The organism is Bdellovibrio sp. BCCA (genome assembly GCF_037996825.1).
GTDB lineage: Bacteria > Bdellovibrionota > Bdellovibrionia > Bdellovibrionales > Bdellovibrionaceae > Bdellovibrio.
Genome location: NZ_JBBNAC010000001.1, coordinates 1,030,036 through 1,050,535 on the forward strand (window position 1 = coordinate 1,030,036; position 20,500 = coordinate 1,050,535).

The window sequence follows — 20,500 nt, forward strand, 5'->3', positions numbered from 1 at the left end:
TTGCTGTTTATCCAGAAGGATTTGAAATCTTTGATGCAAAAAAATAAGGGCTCTATAGTAGAGCCCCTATTTTTGTTCTTTCGGAGATTTTACTGCCACATTCCTGTGATTGGGAATGATCTTGGTGATTCATTTCCTGCGGCGTCGACGGCTGACACTTGGTATGTGTGGTTCACACCTTTGGAAATATTGCCGTCCGTGTATGTCAACGATGTCGTTGTCGCGATACGAACGTTGTTTCTATAGATGTAGTATTTTGCAACTCCCACATTGTCTGTAGCGCCTTTCCAGTTCAAAACAACTCGGGCTCTTCTGTTTCTTTGATAAGTTTCAAGATTTGCCGTGAAGTAGTTTGGAGCTGTTGGGGCAATCGTATCCGACGGACTTGGAGTGGGTGTCGGTGTCGGTGTAGGTGTAGGAGTTGGCGCTGGTGTTGTTCCTGCGACCAATGTTTTTGTTGTCGCGTCTACTGCCATAGGAACGCCCGGCGCTGACATCAATGTATTTCCAACGCTGGCGTTAATCACGTTAAACGCTGAAGTCGTCAATGCAGAACCTGCAGCACTGTCCTTCATGTTTAGATAAAACTTCTGTGTGCTCACATCAGAACCAGCCAATGAAGAAATATCAAAGTAGAAAGTGCCGGATTTTTCCACTGTCGTTCCGTCAAACGCATAACCACCACCGCGATTGACGAAGGCTGATGGAGTCCACGTCATAGAAGGACTTGTTGCTGTGTTCGAAGAAGATCCGAATTGCAACGAAGCTTGCGAACGCAAGGCGTGGGACATATTCACTTCTGCCAAAAGTTTTGGTGTGTAAGGAGTGTATGTTGTATAGAACGCAGTTCCACTTTGTGTCAGTTGCACACGGCCTGCGGGAGCAAAGCCCGGCACTGTTGATGTCGCTCTAAGAGCATCGTAGGAAACCCAGGAGTAACCTTGGTTTTTCCAAGTGTTACCAAAAGAGTTGGCGAATTTAAAGGCGCCGACTTCTTGAGCTTCCACAACTCCATTGCCATTGATGTCTGTCCAGATCGTGTCATCATATCCCACGATCGTGATTGCGTGACCTGCGACTGTGCCATTCATATAAGTGGCGATCGCTTGCCCTACGAAAGGATTTGAGCCGACATTCGGGTTGGCTTGCACGGTTCTGTAAACCCAACTGTTGATGTAAGTTCCCACCACAACAACGTGACCATTCGCAAGCATTTGTTTTACGTTCGCAATTCCGGCGTCCGTGTTGATGCTTGTGTAGCTCATGGTTTTCATGCGTGAGTTAATCGCACGTTTCCAGTGCTCTGATGTCATATCCCAACCGAGGTAATTACCGTCGTAAGGGAAGTCTGTTAGTAAAGCGGCTCCGTGTTTTTCTAAGACAGAAAACGCATCAGAGAAATAAGATCCATTATCAACCCCACCGTTGATCATGTTGTAAGTCCACTTCGGTGAATAAACGCGAGCGCGAGCTGTCTTGTTGTCGCAACCCAAAGTCAAACACACTTCGTGGCTCATAAGATAGTAAGTCGTGGCCCAAGCGACACAAGAACCCTGGGCGCCTTGATTGGCAATCGCTGGGAATGAAGGCAGCACAGAGTTGTCGACTTGCGCAGGCGCAGATCCCAAAGCTGTGGTCTCGGGTGCTGTATTCGTGTTTTTAGCGCCATTTTGAGCGTCATCAAATTCCATCTCTGGAGCAGACGTATCTGTAACCAGAGGAGCCTGGCCTTTTTGACGGCGTTCTTTGTTTACGCGCTCTAAGCCCAGGCGGTTCGGATGAACTTTTTTAATTTTTCGTTTGTGAAGTTTTTGTGATTCTTCTTGGGTCATCTCCTTAAGACCCGGTCGATCGAAGCTCGGCTGAGCCAATGCATGAGAAACGTACAGACTTAATGTCAGAGCGATCGCGGCTCTGCCAGGTTTTAAATAATTTCTCATTCAGTTTTCTCCCTGAAAAAAGTTTGTTCCATGTTAAGGAGCAAACTTGAATTTTCCCTAGAAAAAACACGCGATGAAATCCGAATGCGAGGAGATAATAGAGAGCTTAAGATCAAAAGCTCGACACTAAAAAATAAAATAAAAAAGGCGCTGAAGAAACAGCGCCTTTTTTTACGGATCTTAGTCCAAATTTTTTACACTAAATTTAAATTTTAAATTCAAAAGTTTTCAGAGCCTCACGAGTGATTTCTGTTTGTTCACCCGTTGCGAAGTTTTTAATTGTGACCGTTTTATTTGCCACTTCATTGCCACCTAAAATCAAAGCGTAGTTCGCGCCGACTTTGTTCGCTTTCTGCATTTTCTTTCCCATCTTGCCTGATAAGAAATTTTCCGCCTTCAAACCACGCGCGCGAATTTCGTAAGCGACTTTTACGCCCTCTTCTTCGCCTTGGTCGTCAGCTCCAACCACCGCAATCAAAACTTCTTTTTTAACCGCGAGTTCTTTTGGAGTTAAATCCGCCAAACGATCAATACCCGCAGCCCAACCTACACCTGGAGTTCTTGGGCCGCCCATAGTTTCAATCAAACCGTCGTAGCGTCCACCAGCAAGCACAGTGCCTTGGGCGCCGAGCTTCGATGTCGTGAATTCAAAAACGGTGTGGCAGTAGTAATCAAGGCCACGCACCAAGTGATCATTCAACTTGTACGGGATGCCGAGCTTCTCAATACCTTCCAAAACTTTTTTAAAGAAAGTTTGTGAAGTTTCGTTTAAATACTGTTCAAGTTTGGGCGCATTCGCATTGAGTTTTTTGTCGCCTTCATCTTTGGAATCTAAAATACGCAAAGGATTTTTCTCTAAACGCATTTTGCTATCCGCAGACAGTTGATCTTGGTGAGCTGTGAAGTATTTTACCAAAGCCTCGCGATAAGCTGCGCGACTTTCAACGTCGCCTAAAGTGTTGATCTCAAGCGTGCACTCCGCAGAGATTCCGATTTTTTGTAAGATATCCCACGCAAGTGCGATGCATTCCACGTCGGCAAGCGGGGACTCATAACCTAAACACTCTGCGCCCAATTGGTAAAATTGGCGATATCGTCCTTTTTGTGGTCGCTCATATCGAAACATCGGACCTGAATAATAAAACTTTAATGGAAGGTTCTGCATCATACCTTCAGAGATAAAAGCGCGCGCCACACCCGCTGTTCCCTCAGGTCTTAATGTGAGACTTTCTCCGCCACGATCTGTAAAATCATAAGTCTCTTTATTCACAACATCGGACGTTTCGCCCAAAGTGCGATGAAAAACGTCAGAAAATTCAAAAATCGGAGTTTCAATTTCTCCGTAACCGTACAAAAGGGACTTCTCATAGGCTGATTCTTCGACAAAACGGAAAAGAAGACTGTCCTCTGGAAGTAGATCGCGTGTGCCACGAACTCTTTGAATTTTATTGCTCATATCTCGGCCTCATTCTCTGACTAGAATTTCCTTTATAACAGAGGGAAGGGCGGTGCGCAAAGCTATTGCATTTAGTTAAGGTGCAGTTTCTAATAAGAACTGGGGTAAGGCATAATGAAAAAGTGGGTTCTCGCAGGCGTATTTATATTAGCGGCCGTTACTGGCGCGGTGATCTATCAAACCATGGGTTCGCGTGGTGCCGCCTTGTCTGGTGTCGAGGTGGACTGGCGCTTGCTTGGAGAAATGGACTATATCACAGGCAAATCTTCTTCTGAGCTGCAGGCTTTGAATGGTAAGCCCGTTAAAATTCCTGGTTTTATGGTGCCTCTTGAAGACAACTCCCGCGATGTGGTGGAGTTTTTGCTCGTACCAAGCCCGCAAGCTTGTATTCACGTTCCGCCTCCGCCACCGAATCAAATGGTCTATGTGAAAATGAAAAAAGGCACAGATGTGGCGGTGGGACCTATCTGGGTTTACGGGACTTTGAATTTAGTTACAAAAAAATCCATGTACGGAGATGCGTCGTTCGAGCTCGTTGGTGAAGCTGTTGAGCCGTACAAATGATCTGCTAACAAGGAGGAGGTCCTATGTTAAAAGTTCTTATGTTCTCAGCATTGGTTTTTGCAGCTCGCGAACAAGGTGCCCACGTTCATGGCGCCGGTAAAGTCAGTATGGGGTTTGACGGCAAAAAGGGAAAAATCGAAATGGAAATTCCCGCCGACACTCTTTTCGGCTTCGAACACGAAGCCCGCTCTAAGCAAGATAAACAGAAAAAAGAAGAAGCGCTGAAAAAACTGGAAGATAAAATTTCGGAGATGATCGTTTTTGATTCCTCATTGAAGTGTGAAATCAAAAAAGAGATCTTTGAGGTGAACCAGGAAAAAAATCATGCGGACGTAGATGCTGAATTTTCTGTCACTTGTCAGGCTCCTGTGGCGGGCAGTTCCGTTTCTTTCCATTTTTCGAAAGTATTTTCGCGTTTAAAGAAAGTTCAAGTAGACGTGATTGCTGATGGAGTGCAAAAGTCAGCACAAGTACTGAAGAATGGAGACAGTCTTGACCTCAAGTAACATCCTGATTGAGATCCGCGACCTGCAATACACTTACGAAGGTCAAACGACTCCTACTTTGCGCATTCCTGAATTCTCAGTGGTGCGTGGTGAGGAGTTGTTTCTTTATGGACCGAGCGGCACTGGTAAAACAACTTTGTTAGAAATGCTTTCGGGCGTTTTAAAACCCAGCCAGGGCAGCTTGAAAATTTTAGGTTGCGATTTCGTTCAGATGAGCGCGGCAGAAAGAGACGTTTTCCGTGCCGAGCACATGGGTTACGTTTTCCAGAATTTCAATTTGATTCCATATTTGACTGTTCAAGAAAATATTGAACTTCCCTTGCACTTAAGTGCCGCTCGTCGCGCGCGCTTAGGCAGTGTTGATACTGAAATGGTGATCCGTGCTCTGTGTGGGAACTTAGGTATCGGTGATTTGCTTGGAAAAAAAGTCGGGGAATTGAGTGTCGGCCAACAGCAACGTGTGGCTGTGGCTCGCGCGCTTTTAGGAAAACCTGATCTTCTTTTGGCTGACGAGCCCACATCCGCTTTGGATGCCGATCACCGCGAGAGATTTTTAAAACTGATGTTTGAGTTGTCAGAGCTTTATGGCACAACCGTGGTGTTTGTGTCCCATGACCGCAGCATAGAAAAACTTTTTACTCGTTCCATCTCGTTGGACTCCATTAACAAGGTTGTGTGATGGTTTTCTTAAAATTAGCTATCAAGTCATTGAAGAATCGTGCGTTTGCTACCACTTTGACTGTGATCTCTATCGCACTCAGCGTGTCTTTGCTTTTATCGGTTGAGCGCGCCAAGCGTGCCGCGGAAGAAGGTTTCACGCAAACAATCAGTAAAACAGATTTGATTGTGGGCGCGCGCAGTGGACCGTTGCAATTGATTCTCTATACCGTTTTCAATATGGGAAATGCCACTCACAATATTTCCTATGAAACTTATCAGGACGTAAAAAAGAATCCGGCCATTGATTGGACGATTCCGTATTCTTTAGGTGACGGCCATCGTGGCTTCCGCGTTGTTGGAACGAACGAAGATTTCTTTAAGCACTATCACTATCGTGGCGATCAAAAAATCGAACTTGAGCACGGTATTGAGTTCCATGATTTGTGGGATGTGGTGATTGGCGCTGATGTCGCCCGCAAATTAAATTATAAATTAGGGGATCGCATCGTTGTCGCGCATGGAGTGACAAAAGGTGAGGGCATTCAGAATCACGAAGACAAGCCTTTTGTTGTTTCTGGAATTATGAAACCCACAGGAACTCCGCTGGACCGCGCTGTCTATATGTCATTAGAGGGCATGGAAGCTTTGCACGTGGATTGGCAGGAGGGAGCAGCTCCAACAGCTGACAAAATGATTCCTCGTGAACAGCTTAGCAAAGAGAAATTGAAAGTTCATTCAATCACGGCGTTCTTTGTCGGCGCTAAATCCCGCATCGAAACTTTGAAACTGCAACGTGAAATCAATAACTATAAAGAAGAACCCCTTCTCGCAATCATTCCCGGTGTGACTTTGAGTGAACTCTGGAACGGGCTTTCTTATGTGGAAGGCGTGTTGAGAATGATTTCATGGATGGTTGTTGTCGTGGGCTTGATGGCGATGTTGATTTCATTAACGACGACATTGAATGAACGCCGTCGTGAAATGGCTATCCTTCGCGCGGTGGGGGCGCAGTCTTCGCAAATCGTCGGTCTGTTGGTTTTTGAATCTGCTCTGTTGACCGCTTTAGGGGTGGCACTTGGAGTGGTGTTATCCGTGGGACTTGTCGCTATTCTAAAACCGTGGATTGAAACAGAGTTCGGTCTTTACCTTGTTGGACCGTGGTTCACACAGCGCGAACTTCTTTACATGGTTATCACCCTGATCGGCGGAACTTTAATCGGTTTGATCCCGGCTCTTAGGGCACAGAACTTGGCTCTCAAAGACGGCTTGAGTGTGAAGCTCTAGGGCTTCACTAACGCAAGCCGAGTTCCGCGGCGCTAAATTCTATTTCGTAAACTCCGACGGTCGCACCGGCGTTTGTGGTTCCCGTAAGATAGAAAGTTGTCGACCCGGCTGGGCAGTTGTAAAGTGTTTGAATTGTCGACATGTGATTGCCCACGGCTCCTGCATCATTCGTAGTATTAGAGACTCCTCGAATAACCGTTCCCGAGGCAGAGCCGACTCGAATATAAAACGATGTTCCGTTCCAGCCCACGCTACTCAAATTTGAGGCACTAAAATTCGCAAAAATAAGAATGGGACCGCCATTACAGGTCATTGTAAATGAGGCAATCGTGCCTGCAGAGGTAAAGCTTGTATTTCCAGGATTATTCTTTGACCAAGAGTTGCTTGATTTGAAATTTCCATTAACGTCCAACTTTGCAGTCGGCGCTGCTGTTCCGACACCCACGTTTCCGTCAGCGCGAACGGCCAGGCGGCTCGTGCCATTAGAGCGCGCATTGATCACATACGAAGCCGTATCCGTTGCTGCCGTATAAACTTGAAGTCCGTTTGAAGCAGCGGCTGTGCCGGAATTAAAAAAGATTCCAGAATAACCCGTTGTCGCCGTCTGCCAACTTAATCCTCCCGGCGCAATTCCGTTTCCGTTAACACTGGCGATGGTGCCTGTGTCGCCTAAGTTGATGGCGGTGTTTGCCAGTTGACCTGCGGGATTTGTTGTTCCGATACCCACGTATCCCGTATTTAAAACCACTAAAGGAGTGATAAGCGTATTATCGCCTTTATTCAGAACTACTTTCATCGCACCAGGTGTAGAGCCCGCACTCCAGTTTGTAGCAGAAACGAAAGAGAGATAACCTGTTGTTGCGCGGTCTGTGGAAGTTGTTCCGTAGTAAGCGCTGCCTCCGAATGCTGCAATTTCGTCATTGGCCAGAACCGGAGCATATGTCCCGACACTGGTTCCACGACTTTTGATCGACCAGTGGCCTGCCGCTGCAGAAGCATTTTCAAAGCGAGTTAAATACAAACTGCTGGAACTCCAGTCCGTTCCTGTTACGTGCATCCTTACTTCAGGCGCATTATTGCCGACACCGATAGACCCATTCGTCGCAATCATTAAATCAGGAATTTGATTTGAGTTGTGAGTAAAAAGAGCAATCGCACGCGGAACAGTATTGACGGAACGCGAATACATCCACGACCAATTATTCGTCGTATCGTAACCAAAAGTCATTCCGTTATTGGAGGCGTCTTCAAATGTGGTCATGCCATAATCAGCTTGTCCATTTGCAGTGCCAGTCACTTGAAAGTTGGAAGTTGGTGACGTCGTTCCGATTCCCACTTTGCCATTACTTGTAATCGTCATGCGGGAAGCATTGTTCGTTTCAAAATTTAGGTTGAAGGAATCATTCAAACCCAGCGTGGCATTGGCGCCAAAACTATTTCCACCATTAGCAAAAACTCCGGAAGAGGAGTAGTTGGTACAACCCATCACTCCGGCACCGTCGAAAGTTACAAGTTCTCCGACGCCGCAGTTGAAAGTTGTTAACGCGTTTCCCGTTCCATTGGAAACAATCAATCTGTTTGCAGCGAATGACGTAGCTCCTGTACCACCTTTAGTTGTAGGAACAGCAGATGGGAAGTTTGCTGGATCTGCGCTGATCGTGCCAGAGGAAACTGCGATACCCGCTCCAACTTGCACGGCCCCTTTGGCCGATGTTGTTGCGTCGTTAATTGAAATCGCTGGAGTTGTTGAACCTGTCGCGACAACGATCGGAGCTGTTCCAGTAACATTTGTCACGGTTCCACCAGAAGAAGTGTCCGTATCATTCGCACATTCCCAGCGAGAATTTGCAGCGATCCACTTTAAGACTTGGCCGTCAGTACAAGCGACGTTGTTAGGTTTATAAGTTAAATATTTTGTCACGGCACTATTGATGTCGCCGTAATCTAAAGTGACAGCACCCGTTTTTGTAGCAACGGAGGTCACAGGAAAAGCAATTGCAGAATTTGAAGCCGCTGTCAAACGACCTTGAGCATCGACGGTGAAAGTGCCAACTTGTGTTGTAGAACCATATGAGCCTGCGGTCACAGCAGTATTTGCTAATGAAATAGTTCCTGTCGAAGTGATGGGGCCACCGCTTAAGCCCGTACCTGTTGCTACATTCGTAACTGTACCACCAGCATTATTATCAGAAGCCGGGGCCCACTTCGTTCCATCGTATTTTAAGACTTGGCCAGAAGTTAATCCGGTCGTGTCAACATCAACGCCTTTAATCTTGTTAACGGAAACAGCGCCAATAGTTCCGCTCACATCACCTGCAACAGAAACATTGATCGCCTGACATTGAAAAGATCCAGAAACAGAATTCCAATAAGGAGTTTGGTGAGCGGCACAATTCGCACTTCCCACGGCTGAATTAAAAGCGGCGACAGTGTGATAACCACTCAGTGTTGATGTCAAATTCGTGACGTCACTGATTGCAATCGCAGAGCTTCCCCATTGAGAGCCGTCAAATTTTAGAAAGTGGCCAGTCGTTGGAGCGGTATTGGAAACCGCCACTCCTTGAAGTTTCGCAACAGCGGGATTCGGATAAGTCCCAGACAGATCTCCACCAGCAGTTCCTGTCGGTGGACGTGAATTTGTAAAACGAGAGTCATCGCCCGCAGCGACTGTTCCGGTCGTCGTACCCACATTCAGTGTCAGTTGTGGAGTCGATGTTGGATTAGTCACACTCAAATAAGCATTTGCCGAACTCACTGTTGTTACGGTTCCACCGCTGGCTCCTGTTACCGGAGCGCAAACCATCGCCGTTCCATTCCAACTTAAAAATTCGTTGGCGGCACAAGTTGGAACTCCTGTTTTCAAAACGAAATCATTTTCAGTTTTCGTACCGAGTTTTGCAGCAGAAGCCGCATAAGCAGAATAAGGAACCGTGCGAATTTCATTATCAGGACTGATCACCTTCCAACCAGTACCGTCATGAAATTGAACTCGTAAGAGGCGAGCATGACCTTCTGTCGGCGTATATGAACTAACGACGTTGTTATTAGGATCAGCGCAGTCCTGTGTTTGACTATTATCAAAAACACTCAATAAAGTTTTTGTCGGAGAAGGGGGAAACAGTTTTGTTCCGGTGCCAATAGGCACGTCAAAAATTCCGTGGCTATTGGTCATATCGATACCGCTTTTTTGTTCACGATAGATAACGCACGTGCCATTGTTACTCGTAATTTCAAACAGAAAACTGACGTTATTGTATTCTAAAGGAGAACCGTCGGTTTTAACGATGCGACCTTGATAGGTCAAAAAATTAGGTGCTGCTTCCATTGAAACAGAAAAAAAGAAGGCCAATAAAAACAAGTACGTACAAAGAGGGCTCTTCATACATTCTTTATCGGAAATTTAACAAGGAAACTGAAGACGTTCTCAGTTTGAGACGACTAATAGTGCGGTGGCTTTTCTCCAGGACCACGAACGTCGTCTCCGTCGCCTAGACCTTGCAGACGTTTCGTCAGGGCTTGCAAGAGGCCTTCCAGTTTATCAATTGTTTGCTGTTGTTGATAAAGAACTTGGTTGAGTTCCTCAAGAAGGAATTCCTGATGGGCAATTTTGGTTTCAAGATCAATAAAGCGTTGTTCAGACATGCGCTGCTTTTCCCACTTTTTAGGCTCTAATACAAGTGTAAATTCTGCTCGGGTTGAAGCACTTCCGCGGTGTGGACTCCAATAGAAAGATGGATGGAGTCGGTCATAGCCTGCGCCTTATGCCAATAACCTGCTGGAATATAAAGCCAGTCTCCAGCCTTAAGCCAACAGCGAATTTCAGGAGCCGGAGGTTCCCTTAAAAAATATTCCCGCTGCGAAGCTTTACGGTCTAGCGGACGGGGAGTCGTGGTGTTTTTGCGCAGGCGAAATTCTTTTTCTCCAAAAGTTTGAATCACGAAAACCTCGTCTAAATCATAGTGCCATTCAAAGCCCTCTTGTTGCGCAGGCGTACAGTAGACTTGTAAATCTATCGGGCATTGAAAGAAGGACTGAAAATCCTGGGCAATCATTTGTGTTATGGGATGAGCCTGTTCCGCATGACGAATCAAAAGAGTGCGCTTGTTTTTAAACCCATGAAGAAACTGCTCTTTGCTTAAAGTACCCGTATTCAAAGATGAATCCTCGGGAAGTTTTCCCTGCATCGGAAGCCAGCAATCACTGTGACGATTTTCTAAAATTTCTTGCAGCATAAACCACGAGATGCAGTTTTTCATGAAGAGCGCTTTTTCGGGAGCAGCAAAGGGACGCTCTTTAGCAATGTACTCCTGGGAAAACATAGAAAAAGGAATGGGGGAAAGAAGTTCTTCCAGAATCGACATAAGTGACTCCTTAAAAAAACTTCTTACCTTGCTCCTAAATAAACGAACAAATTAATCTTAGGAAAATTACGCAGCTTTCACTTTCACCTTGTCAGCTGCTTCCGCTTCGTAGTCGGAATAAGGTGTGCTGACTTCTACCATAGTGCCATCCGCAGCGCGATAACCGCGAACCTTGAACATCTTTAATGCTTCAGAGCGGCCTTTCACTTCGGCGGCACCGGCAAGTTCTGTTTTGAAATCTCCACCGATTTTTTCAATGACGGTATCGGAAATCAAAAGATCTGCACCGAACGCTTTTGTTGAAGCTTCAATACGTGATGCTGTATTGACCGTGTTTCCAATGACAGTGTACTCCATGCGCTCGTCAGAACCGATTGTTCCTGAAATTGCGGCTCCGGCATGAAGACCCATACCGATATTGATCGCAGGTTGGCCACGGGAAATACGCAGTTCATTGAGGCCCTCAAGAGCTTTCCTCATTTCAAGGCAAGCACGAACGGCATTGTGAGCGTCGCGCTCAGAACCTTTCGGTGCGCCCCATACGGCCATAATCGCATCCCCGATAAATTTATCAACGACCCCGCCATGAGCATTGATGATTTTAACCATCACACCAAAGTACTCATTGAGCATCTCAACGACTTCTTCTGGAGAGCGTTTTTCTGAAAACGCCGTAAAGCCACGAATGTCCGAGAAGAAGACGACGACTTCTTTTGATTGACCGCCGACACCGATGTCTTTGCTGATCAAGTCTTCAGCGACAGAAGAGCCGTGGAATTTTGAGAAAAGATTTTTTACTTTATCACGCTCTTTCAGACCTTCCGTCATGTGATCAAACGCTTCTGCCAAGTCACCCACTTCATCGTGAGATCGGACTTGCGCACGGGCCTTCACATCGAAGTTCCCTTTAGAAACCAAGTTGATCATGTCCGCCAATTTTTCAATCGGGGAGGTGAGTGTCATAGAGAAAAGGAAGATAAAGAAGATCGCCATGGAGATCGCAGATCCGGCAACAAAGATCGCTCGACGTTTCACCTCATGGGACACTTCCAGGATTGTTTCTTCAGAGGTTTGTGAAATCAACGTCGCCCCAAAAGATGTTTTTACAGACGCGCCAAAATAGTTTTTATCAAAATCAGGATCAACGAATTTCGTTTGATACTGAGGCGACTTTTGCGCCAAAGCCTTTTGCACAAAAGGATTTTTTGCTAAGTTCAGTCTTGCCATGGCCTTTTGTTCATCTTTATGCGCTAAAAGTTCACCGTAACGATCCACAAGATACTGCGTTCTCTCTGAAGGATCCGTGAATGGTTTTTCAAGTGGAGCTAAAGCAATATCTGCCAAAGCAATATGCGTGATTTTTCCTTGAGCGTCGCGTACCAGTGGGATACCGATCGTAATCATCGCCGGAGCTTTTGGATAGGAAGCATTTTTAAGTTCCACACTTCCTTGCGCAACCGAACGCAAAGGAAACTTCTGCCACGAGCGCACATGAATAATATAAGTGCTGGAAAGACCGTAAGGCTTAAGCACTTCGTCTTTTACTTTACGCGCGACAGTTTCAACGGAGCTTCCATCCAATTTTAAAACTTCAAGAGCGATAAAATTTTTATCTTTCGTAAAACTAAAATCAAAGTCGTCACCTGTGGCTGTTTCCGCCGCAGTTCCCTTCATTAAAAGAGACGCGCTGACGCGAGTTTTTTCCACCAAAGAACCAATGATGTTTTCAACTTCCTTCGCCTTAGCTGCCGCAGATTCCAAGTTCGCGATATCGACTTGCTCAGAAGATTTCTTTTCAAAGAAGTCTGAAGAGATCCAAGTGATCGTTCCGGTTGCCGCGACCAGAATCAGAATCGTTACTGTGATGAGTTTTGTTGAAATAGGTATTCTCATAACAATCTCCAGGCTAGAAAGCCCACTCCGCAAAAATGTTTAGATAGTTTCCGACGATAGTGGACTCGTTCACGTCGCCATCCACGGCAAAGTTGTCAGAGCGAGGCACGGCATTGTAAGACATTTTGTCTTCGCGACGGGCATAACCGACAAGGCCTGTGAAAGTCGGAGTGAAACGATAACTTCCTAAAAATCCAAATTGAGTTGAAAGCGCCGGACGAAGTGGTTCTCCGTTAGGTGTGCTAATTTTCAACAACGACATGTACAAGTGTGCGTTAATTTGTAATCCCAGTTTTGGCGTGAGTGAGTACCAATACTCTGCGCCTACATGCGGCCCCGCCGACGTGATTTTTAAATCTTGAGATTGCCCCGAGAAAGGGTCACCGACGGTTTCAGGAAGTTCCTTGTAGTAAGGCCCCATTTGGAAACGCACTTCGCCGCGGTCTCCTATGGTCTGTCTATAAACGGCGTTGACCTCTGCCGAAGCAAAGGTCTGAGTTTTTCCGTTAAATGTGAAACCGCTTAAATCTATAATACTTAAAAATCCCCACGGCGTGTTTGGATTAAACCATCCTAAGCCCATCCGGCCTGTTCCGCCCATCGCACTGTAGGCGACCGCCGAGTTTTTTTCTGGATTGCTTCCTCTAAACTGCATTTCGGTTATCAGATAACTAGCAACAGCATACCAGCCCGTCACACGGTCGATGGATTTTCTAACAAGAGCCGTGTATTCCGCCGCAGGAGAGCGATCACCATGACGAACAGAAAAACTTTGTTTTGCCAGAGGAGAGCTAGGACGCATATCTGATTTTGCGCGAACAGCTACCTGGTATTTTCCGCCAGGCCATGTTTCATCAAAAGGCAAAGTGTCTTCTTGAGTGTTCTCAATGACTTTAAACTTTTCCCATTTTTTGGCTTTTTCATTGAGTTTCAAAACATAAACATCATAGCGAGAAGCATAATCCGGACGAGTCCATTTGATTTCGCGCACGAATTCGCTTTCAGGTTTTTCAATCTTAGGATTTTCAATGCCTTTACCTAAAACGGAGAATTGCCCGACCGATGTCGCGTCACTTTGAATGCCATCTTTATTAGCGGCCGAAACTTTCCATGTGTAGTTCATTGCTACCGGAAGTTCGACTTTGATATGCGTGTCGTTCAAAGTTTCTGAAACTTGCGTTTTGCCGTCTTCCGAAGTCAAAGTGAATTGATATTGGTCAGCACCGCCCACCGGGGCCCATTGGAAATCCATTTTCACTTTGTCAGATTCTTTGGAAACAATACGTGAACGGGAAGCCGGGGATTTTAAGACGGCTGTTTCAAGACCGACGTTGAATTCGCTCGCCGGACTCCATTCACCAGGAACGCCACGATAATCGCGCGAACGCAATTTCATCATGTATTTTCCCGGAGCCAAACGACCATTCCAGGCAGCATCTTTCACTTTGAAAGTAAAAGTTTTGCCTTTGCCATCTTCTTTATCGTCTTCTTTACTTTGTGAAAGTTCGATCTCGTAGGATTTAGCGCCTTCAATGGCTTCCCACTCAAAGTTCACCAAACGGCGAAACGGCGCCGCCCAGACCGCTGCGGTCCAGAATGTGAAAATAAGAATGAAAAGCGAAGCGCTCAATCGCATCAATTTACCTTAATCTTCTTTAAAGTCGGCGCGCGAACATTGGATTTATCCGGCACAAGAAGTTTGCGCACGGGCCCCGGTTCACTCGAACGACCATAAGAGTCCGTTGCCGACACTTGAACTTCGTATTCGCCCGGCAAAAGATTTTTTAATGCTGTCGTGTTATTCGTATACTTACTTCGTTTTAATTGTTTTCCGTCTTTGCTGATCGTGAGCCAATACTCTTTAGCTCCTTCGATCTTAGACCACTCCAACTGAGATCGTCCGTCCATCGAAGCTTGCAATTGACCTTCGGCAGGAACGAAATCCGGTGCTTGCAGCAATGGCAATGGAGCCACCGTCAAAGTTTGTGACGTTGTTGTGCCAAGAACTTGACCGTCTTTATTTAACGCTTCAATCGAAGCGATGTAGCGACCTGGTTTTGTCACAGGTGTCGTGAGTTTCGTGTCTTTCACTTCAACACTGGAAGCCGTTGTCGGATCTGCGTTTTCTTCCATGAGCTTCACGCGCCACAAAGACACTTGATCTGCTTTATCCACTTTCCAACTCAAACCCAAACGAGGAGACTCAACATAGTATTGAGTGACCTGAGTTTCAGGAATCGTGAAATTCACTTGCACTGGAACAAGTGGAGGTGGTTCCAGTTTAACTTGTTCCGCTGGTTTGACAGCGAACTTTTGCACCTTACCCAAAACGGGTTTGTCGGAGTCTGTATAATAAGAACTCATGCGCCAGTAATAAGTGCCAGGTTTTAACGCGGGAACGACGAAACTTTCTTCTTTCGAGAAACTTTGCGACGTCACTTTGTTTTTTAAGTTAGCGTCACTCCAAACTTCCAAAGTGGTTTGACGAGTGTCGTCTCCTTTTTGCCATTTAAAGGTCATATCAAAAGGTGTTGTTGTCGCTGGGATCTCTGCATCTGCCGTCGGAAAGACAACTGTCGGAGCATAACGGGCGACAACTTCTGTTTTATAGATCGGACTTTCAGCGACCACTTTCCCTTCTTTGGATGTCGCTACAAGTTTCCAGTAATGACGTCCGAAGGGAAGTGACGCCATTGTTTGATTTTGATTCAAAGGAGCTTTCACAAACTCTTTGAGAAGTTTACGACTGGGTCCCACCCACAACGACACTTGTGTGTTAGAAGGAAATCCCTGCCATTGGAAAGGAATTGGTTGCAAAGACTCTGCATCCATCGCGATAGGTTTTGCAGGGGATGGAGTCAAAATACGAATTTCAGAAGACGTTGAAGTCAGGTCTTTGCTTTGACCGTCGTTGCCTTTAATAGAAGCTTTACCTTCCAAGACTTGGACATCGACAGAATTACCGCGGCCTTTTGATAACGAAGCGGAAGCTTGCGAGAGATCGACTTTTCCATTCGCCGAATTTAAGACAAGGCCCGGAGCACCAGCTTCCGCGCCACCGGCTTTCGCATTGACGAACAAACTACCTTCCATCAAATCGAGAGCGATTTCGCCTTCGGATTTTTTAATCACGATAAGAGACTCTGGTTCCAAATCCAAATAACGATCTGAATCGACAAATTGAATACGCACTTCACCGCGCTCACTCGTACGAATGGCTTCACCGTTGTACAAAGGCTCACCCGTATTGACGAGTTGCCACAACAAGCGCGAAGCAGGACGACGTTGAATATCCTCAACAACTTTGCCAACATACGCCAAAGGTTTTTCATTTCCGTGAGATGAAATTCGATGATCGGAGGATTGATACCAATACCAGGTCACAGCAAAAACAGATGACGAGCTAAGTGCTGCGATAAGCAATCGTTTCCACTGTTTTTTCATCAATTCCTCCTCATGGTTTTTTCGGAGAAAATGTCGGGATATTTAATAGCGCTTAAGTCCAGGTCCGAGAGATTGTGGAAGATTTGTTCGGGCAGATGGTCTAGAGTCTTGCGATATGGACAATAACAAGAACTACATTACGCCCGAAGGTCTAGCAAAATTGAAAGCCGAGTACCATGAACTGATGCACGTGGAAAGACCGAAGCTTGTTGAGGTGGTTGCGTGGGCTGCGAGTAATGGCGATCGTTCTGAAAACGCAGATTATCAATACGGCAAACGTCGTTTGCGTGAAATTGATCGTCGCGTGCATTTTCTCACAAAAAGAATTGAAGACGCTGAAATAGTGGACCCTAAAACCATGCAAGGGAGCACTGTTCTTTTTAGTGCGACCGTGACTTTGGCGAATGAAGATGGCATTGAGGTGACTTATCAAATTGTAGGTGAGGATGAGTTCGATCCTAAACTCGGAAAGATTTCCTGGAAGTCTCCGGTGGCCAAAGCGCTTTTAGGAAAAAAGCTCGGAGATGAGGTTCGAATAGTCAAACCCGCCGGTGAAGAGTTCGTAACTATCGAGAATGTCGAGTATAAGTAAAATTTTCAGATTCTGTTAGGGTTCCGCCGGTTTTTATACATTTTTTGAAACTCGTTATGCATTAGAGATTGTATTTGTCCGCATTATTGAGGAGACTCCTCCGCAATGGAGGGGGATCCATGAAATTTGTTGCGAATTACGCACTAGCATTTTTAGCATTCACTGTTGTTTTTTCTTCTTTCAATTCTGCCGAGGCAAAACGCCGCAATCGCAAAGACCAAATCGAAAATTCAGATCAAAGTTCCAAGGAAGATTCTTCTTCTCAAGGGTCTCAAGCGGTCGATAACGGTGCAAATGATTCTGATATTGTTCGGGCTGTTAACGATCAACGCCGTGTAAACTTTGTTGAGGGCGGTGGCATGGTTGTGACGAAAGTTTTGCCTGACGACAACAATGGTTTAAAGCATCAAAAATGGGTTGTTCGTCTTTCTAATGGAAAGACCATGCAGGCTGTGTATAATTCAGACATGTGCCCTCGCGTACCGATCAAAGTAGGTGACGTGGTTGCGATGGGTGGAATGTTCCTTTGGACGAACACGGGAGCGCTTCTTCACTGGTTGCATCACGATCCTCGTGGCAATCGTCCAGACGGATACGTCTACGTCAACGGGAAGTACTATTGCAAAGATTAGAACTGAATCCATGTAAAGCACCTTTCTGGGCCGATAGCGGTCACAGTCAGACTTTATGGGCTCACTTCTTAAAATCTCCTGAACTCACACATTTAGGAAATAATTTTGAAGTCGATCTTCCTGACGGGGATCGACTTTCTTGTTTTTATCTTCCGGGTTCTTCAAATCTCGTGATCAGTCTTTATCATGGCCTTTCTGGTGACGTTCACGCCGATTATATGCAAAGAACTGCTTTGCTTTGTCAGAAGATGGGCCACACGGTGGTGCTGGTAAATCACCGCGGGGCAGGACCGGGTTCACCGGCAGCGAAACACCCTTATCATTCAGGGCGTGCTGAGGATATTTCAAAAGTTTTAGAAAAGTTAAGAACGATGTTTCCGAATAAGAAACAGATCACAGTGGGTTATTCCATGAGCGGAAACATTGTGCTGTGTTTGTTGGGCGGTTATCGCGGCAGCGTAAAACCCGATGGTGCTGTCACTATCAATGGTCCTTTGAATTTGCTGCGAGGATCACAACTTTTAAAAACCGGATTTAACCGCGTGTATGATATGCGTTTTGTTTTGCGTCTTCGTAAAACCATTGAGGATAAATATCGCCAAGGTTTGATTTCCGAGCGCTACAACATTCCGCCTTGGTCTACAGTGTGGGATATGGATCAAATCTACACGGCACCGGCTTCAGGATTTAGAGACCGTGAAGATTACTACCACAGTTGTTCTTCCATCCACTATCTTTCTCAGATTGACGTGCCAACTTATGTGCTAACGTCGCATGACGATCCGTTTGTTTCAGTTCACGATTATTTAAAAGCGCCGTTTTCAAAAACCACGCAAGTGCACATCGAACCGCGCGGAGGGCACCTTGGTTATTTGACAGGAAAACCAACGGTTCTAGGCTCGACACGTTGGATGGATTATTATCTGTTTGAAGCTTTTAAAGCTTTAGAAAATACTTTGTCTTAAGAGATGCCAACGTTCCCGCCAGTAAGAGTAAGACGCGGACGTCTTTCCTGAGTCATAAATCGGAATTTCTGTTTTCTTTAAACCCGCTTTGGCGATTTGTTTTTGCAGGTGGAGATGGAAGTACCAACCTTTGAGAGCGGCCGGGAAATTATTCACTCGCAACCAGGCTTCTTTTTTAAGCCCACCGATTTCACAAAGAGGATCGGCGACATGTTTTTCACGCTCATGCAAAATTCCGTTAAAGAGTCTTTCAAGACGGTGACGGCGCGAGTTTGAAGTTAAAAACGGACTGTCTTTTTTGCTCAGCCTTTGCCCCCAGCATATATCCAGCGTGGGCTCGCTCATCAGGTTCTGCAAAATTTTAAAAAGATCTCCCAGTGGAGTTGCAGTTGCTGGATCGGCAAGGATCAGATAATTTCCAGTGGCTTTATTCAAGCCTTGGCGCAGGCTTTCGGCGCGACCGAGATGCCGTGTGTTTTGCAAAAGCACGATCTGCTCTCGCTCACCGGATTCTTTTTGCGCTTGCTCGAGCTGTTGGGCACATTCCGACGCTTTTTTTTCAGTGACCGCAACAAGCTCATAGTGCAGCGGAAACTTTTGAAAAAAGCTGCGCAGATCTTGCAGAAAAGGGCCGATAATAGCGGCGTCTTTATCCAAATAGATCACGAATGAACAATGCGGGGTTGACACAGAGGATTCCATCTTTACGATAGGTAACAATGAAATCATCTAAGGTCACGCATTTCTCATGGATTCTTTTGTGGTTCGCCTTGCTTTTCCTGGCAATGGTCACACGCTTTTACGACCTGGCAAACAAGCCTATCCATTTTGATGAAAGCATTAACGGATGGTTTGTGATGCAGATGCAATCTGTGGGGTATTACAAATACGATCCGAACAATTATCATGGCCCTTTGTATTTTTATATTTTGCAGTTTTTTGAATTTCTCTGGGGACGCAGTCTTGAAGTTTTGCGAGCAGTGCCAGCGTTTTTCAGTTTTTTAAGCGTGATGGTTTTTTCTTTTGGTATTTTGTCGTCAAAGCCAGCGCAACGCTGGATGATGTTTTTTATTTTTGTCAGTCCGGCATTTTTATTCTTCGGTCGCTCAGGCATTCACGAAATGCCTTTTGTGTTTTTTCAAATTCTTTTTGCGTTGGGTTTCTTGCGCTGGTTTGAAAATGCCGACGACAAGGCCCTAGGATTGATGCTTGTCGGTCTTTGGGGCATGAGCACGCTTAAAGAGACTTTTGTTATCACGCTTTTTGGTTTTGCCTTAGCATTTTTGTCTTTAGGGTCTCAACAATGGCGGGCCTATTTAGACCGAAATAAATTGAAACAAGCGTGGACACCGCGTTTGACGGTGCTGAGTGCTGTTTTAGCTCTTTTATTCGTCCAGCTCTTTACGGGCTTTTTTAAAAACCCGTCAGGTCTTGTGGATTTTGTGAAAGCGTTTTTACCTTGGGCTAAGACGGGTGTTGAAGGTAAGGGACACGAAAAAGTTTTTACGTACTGGTTGCAAGTTTTTTGGGAAGCAGAACCGTTGATTCTTCTCGGAGTGGGAGTCGCTTTGTGGGGAGTGTTTTCAAAAACTAAAGCTCTTCGTGCCATGAGCGTGTTTTCACTTTCACAGCTTTTCATTTACTCCGTCATTCCTTACAAGACGGTATGGTGTGTGTTGTCTTTGGTGTGGGGATTTTACTTCGTTCTTGCTTTTGCTCTTATTGAAGTGAAGCACCTGCGTTGGTTTGTCCTGCTTTTGTCAGTTGTAGGGATGAGAAGTGCTTACACCTCAGTGTATCAACATCCAATTTGGATGGAGCATCCGTATGTGTATGTGAACTCCACGCAGGATCTGACGACACTCTATAAAACGATCATGGATCAGGCTAAGACGCATCCTGAAATACTTCAGGGCCCTGTGCAAATCGGAATGAAAGAGCAGTGGCCTTGGCCGTGGCTTTTGCGTTCTTTTAAAAATTTTGATTACAATCTGTGTTCAAAGAATTTAAATGAAAACGCCTTGATTTATTTTTGTGATTTGTCAGCCGCGTATGAGGTTGACCACGCTGTGAATGAGCCTTATTGGAAGCTCACGGTGATATTGCGACAGTCCCGAGAAGCTTCGCTGATTTATTTAAAAAAATCAGCCTTTCCGGAGGCGCTCTTTAAGGGAGCGGAAACTGTGGGTGAAGAGGAGTAGAA

The 20,500-nt window shown here is 45.7% G+C and carries 17 protein-coding genes; 8 read left to right on the forward strand and 9 right to left on the reverse strand.

Annotation, left to right across the window (positions count from 1 at the left end; all coding sequences use genetic code 11):
- Positions 1-89: 89 nt before the first annotated feature.
- Together AAAA78_RS05105 and hisS are read right to left on the reverse strand one after the other, a co-directional pair.
- A complete protein-coding gene (locus tag AAAA78_RS05105; RefSeq protein ID WP_340590699.1) occupies positions 90-1,940 on the reverse strand; it encodes a C1 family peptidase in 1,851 nt (616 codons plus the stop codon).
- A 205-nt stretch (positions 1,941-2,145) separates the two neighbouring features.
- Positions 2,146-3,396, reverse strand: coding sequence for a histidine--tRNA ligase (gene hisS / locus AAAA78_RS05110; protein ID WP_340590700.1), 1,251 nt, complete (start codon positions 3,394-3,396; stop codon positions 2,146-2,148).
- Positions 3,397-3,510: 114 nt separating this feature from the next.
- Between hisS and AAAA78_RS05115 the strand changes: the two genes are divergently transcribed.
- The 4 genes from AAAA78_RS05115 to AAAA78_RS05130 are packed head-to-tail and all read left to right on the forward strand — an operon-like array spanning position 3,511 to position 6,410.
- On the forward strand, positions 3,511-3,960 hold the full coding sequence (locus tag AAAA78_RS05115; protein ID WP_295903092.1) for a DUF3299 domain-containing protein: 450 nt from the start codon (positions 3,511-3,513) through the stop codon (positions 3,958-3,960).
- Positions 3,961-3,983: 23 nt separating this feature from the next.
- A complete protein-coding gene (locus AAAA78_RS05120) occupies positions 3,984-4,466 on the forward strand; it encodes a ZrgA family zinc uptake protein (protein WP_340590701.1) in 483 nt (160 codons plus the stop codon).
- Positions 4,441-5,145, forward strand: coding sequence for an ABC transporter ATP-binding protein (locus tag AAAA78_RS05125; protein WP_445291974.1), 705 nt, complete (start codon positions 4,441-4,443; stop codon positions 5,143-5,145). Before AAAA78_RS05120 ends, AAAA78_RS05125 begins: the two co-directional genes overlap by 26 nt.
- Complete coding sequence (locus AAAA78_RS05130) at positions 5,145-6,410, forward strand: ABC transporter permease (protein ID WP_340593628.1); 1,266 nt, start codon at positions 5,145-5,147, stop codon at positions 6,408-6,410. The genes AAAA78_RS05125 and AAAA78_RS05130 overlap by 1 nt, the downstream gene beginning before the upstream one ends.
- Before the next feature lie 7 nt (positions 6,411-6,417).
- Here AAAA78_RS05130 and AAAA78_RS05135 read toward each other — a convergent pair whose 3' ends face one another.
- From AAAA78_RS05135 to AAAA78_RS05160, 6 genes are all read right to left on the reverse strand, one after another.
- Positions 6,418-9,792: a beta strand repeat-containing protein gene (locus tag AAAA78_RS05135; protein ID WP_340590704.1), complete on the reverse strand. Its 3,375-nt coding sequence runs from the start codon at positions 9,790-9,792 to the stop codon at positions 6,418-6,420.
- A gap of 56 nt (positions 9,793-9,848) precedes the next feature.
- Entirely contained in the window at positions 9,849-10,052 is a 204-nt protein-coding gene (locus tag AAAA78_RS05140) for a SlyX family protein (RefSeq protein WP_295902253.1), read from the reverse strand.
- A gap of 26 nt (positions 10,053-10,078) precedes the next feature.
- Positions 10,079-10,771: a JmjC domain-containing protein gene (locus AAAA78_RS05145; RefSeq protein ID WP_340590706.1), complete on the reverse strand. Its 693-nt coding sequence runs from the start codon at positions 10,769-10,771 to the stop codon at positions 10,079-10,081.
- Positions 10,772-10,837: 66 nt separating this feature from the next.
- Positions 10,838-12,664, reverse strand: coding sequence for an adenylate/guanylate cyclase domain-containing protein (locus AAAA78_RS05150; protein ID WP_340590708.1), 1,827 nt, complete (start codon positions 12,662-12,664; stop codon positions 10,838-10,840).
- Between the two features lie 13 nt (positions 12,665-12,677).
- Positions 12,678-14,294 carry a fibronectin type III domain-containing protein gene (locus AAAA78_RS05155; protein ID WP_445291975.1) on the reverse strand — a complete coding sequence of 539 codons (1,617 nt, stop codon included), beginning with the start codon at positions 14,292-14,294 and terminating at the stop codon, positions 12,678-12,680.
- 5 nt (positions 14,295-14,299) lie between these two features.
- Entirely contained in the window at positions 14,300-16,108 is a 1,809-nt protein-coding gene (locus AAAA78_RS05160) for a fibronectin type III domain-containing protein (protein ID WP_340590710.1), read from the reverse strand.
- A gap of 115 nt (positions 16,109-16,223) precedes the next feature.
- Here AAAA78_RS05160 and greB point away from each other — a divergent pair, with 115 nt between their 5' ends.
- The 3 genes from greB (at position 16,224) to AAAA78_RS05175 (ending at position 18,297) form a co-directional block, all read left to right on the forward strand.
- The gene (gene greB, locus AAAA78_RS05165; protein ID WP_340590711.1) at positions 16,224-16,700 is read left to right on the forward strand and encodes a transcription elongation factor GreB; all 477 of its coding nucleotides are present in this window, start codon (positions 16,224-16,226) and stop codon (positions 16,698-16,700) included.
- A gap of 119 nt (positions 16,701-16,819) precedes the next feature.
- Positions 16,820-17,332, forward strand: coding sequence for a DUF3465 domain-containing protein (locus AAAA78_RS05170; RefSeq protein ID WP_340590713.1), 513 nt, complete (start codon positions 16,820-16,822; stop codon positions 17,330-17,332).
- Positions 17,320-18,297, forward strand: a complete 978-nt coding sequence (locus AAAA78_RS05175; protein ID WP_340590714.1) for a YheT family hydrolase — start codon at positions 17,320-17,322, stop codon at positions 18,295-18,297. Before AAAA78_RS05170 ends, AAAA78_RS05175 begins: the two co-directional genes overlap by 13 nt.
- On the opposite strand, the gene AAAA78_RS05180 is transcribed toward AAAA78_RS05175, so the two are convergent.
- Positions 18,277-18,999, reverse strand: a complete 723-nt coding sequence (locus AAAA78_RS05180; protein WP_340590715.1) for a glycosyltransferase family 2 protein — start codon at positions 18,997-18,999, stop codon at positions 18,277-18,279. The two genes, AAAA78_RS05175 and AAAA78_RS05180, sit on opposite strands and share 21 nt — an antisense overlap.
- Before the next feature lie 17 nt (positions 19,000-19,016).
- Here AAAA78_RS05180 and AAAA78_RS05185 point away from each other — a divergent pair, with 17 nt between their 5' ends.
- Positions 19,017-20,498 carry a flippase activity-associated protein Agl23 gene (locus tag AAAA78_RS05185; protein ID WP_340590716.1) on the forward strand — a complete coding sequence of 494 codons (1,482 nt, stop codon included), beginning with the start codon at positions 19,017-19,019 and terminating at the stop codon, positions 20,496-20,498.
- Positions 20,499-20,500: the final 2 nt, after the last annotated feature.

Bases quoted from the DNA above. Each gene is read 5' to 3' on its own strand.
- AAAA78_RS05160 (WP_340590710.1), bottom strand. From the start codon at position 16,108: ATGAAAAAACAGTGGAAACGATTGCTTATCGCAGCACTTAGCTCGTCA.
- AAAA78_RS05145 (WP_340590706.1), bottom strand. From the start codon at position 10,771: ATGTCGATTCTGGAAGAACTTCTTTCCCCCATTCCTTTTTCTATGTTT.
- AAAA78_RS05185 (WP_340590716.1), top strand. From the start codon at position 19,017: ATGAAATCATCTAAGGTCACGCATTTCTCATGGATTCTTTTGTGGTTC.
- AAAA78_RS05130 (WP_340593628.1), top strand. From the start codon at position 5,145: ATGGTTTTCTTAAAATTAGCTATCAAGTCATTGAAGAATCGTGCGTTT.
- AAAA78_RS05180 (WP_340590715.1), bottom strand. From the start codon at position 18,999: ATGGAATCCTCTGTGTCAACCCCGCATTGTTCATTCGTGATCTATTTG.
- AAAA78_RS05125 (WP_445291974.1), top strand. From the start codon at position 4,441: ATGGAGACAGTCTTGACCTCAAGTAACATCCTGATTGAGATCCGCGAC.
- AAAA78_RS05140 (WP_295902253.1), bottom strand. From the start codon at position 10,052: ATGTCTGAACAACGCTTTATTGATCTTGAAACCAAAATTGCCCATCAG.
- AAAA78_RS05150 (WP_340590708.1), bottom strand. From the start codon at position 12,664: ATGAGAATACCTATTTCAACAAAACTCATCACAGTAACGATTCTGATT.
- AAAA78_RS05115 (WP_295903092.1), top strand. From the start codon at position 3,511: ATGAAAAAGTGGGTTCTCGCAGGCGTATTTATATTAGCGGCCGTTACT.
- AAAA78_RS05120 (WP_340590701.1), top strand. From the start codon at position 3,984: ATGTTAAAAGTTCTTATGTTCTCAGCATTGGTTTTTGCAGCTCGCGAA.
- hisS (WP_340590700.1), bottom strand. From the start codon at position 3,396: ATGAGCAATAAAATTCAAAGAGTTCGTGGCACACGCGATCTACTTCCA.
- greB (WP_340590711.1), top strand. From the start codon at position 16,224: ATGGACAATAACAAGAACTACATTACGCCCGAAGGTCTAGCAAAATTG.
- AAAA78_RS05105 (WP_340590699.1), bottom strand. From the start codon at position 1,940: ATGAGAAATTATTTAAAACCTGGCAGAGCCGCGATCGCTCTGACATTA.
- AAAA78_RS05135 (WP_340590704.1), bottom strand. From the start codon at position 9,792: ATGAAGAGCCCTCTTTGTACGTACTTGTTTTTATTGGCCTTCTTTTTT.
- AAAA78_RS05170 (WP_340590713.1), top strand. From the start codon at position 16,820: ATGAAATTTGTTGCGAATTACGCACTAGCATTTTTAGCATTCACTGTT.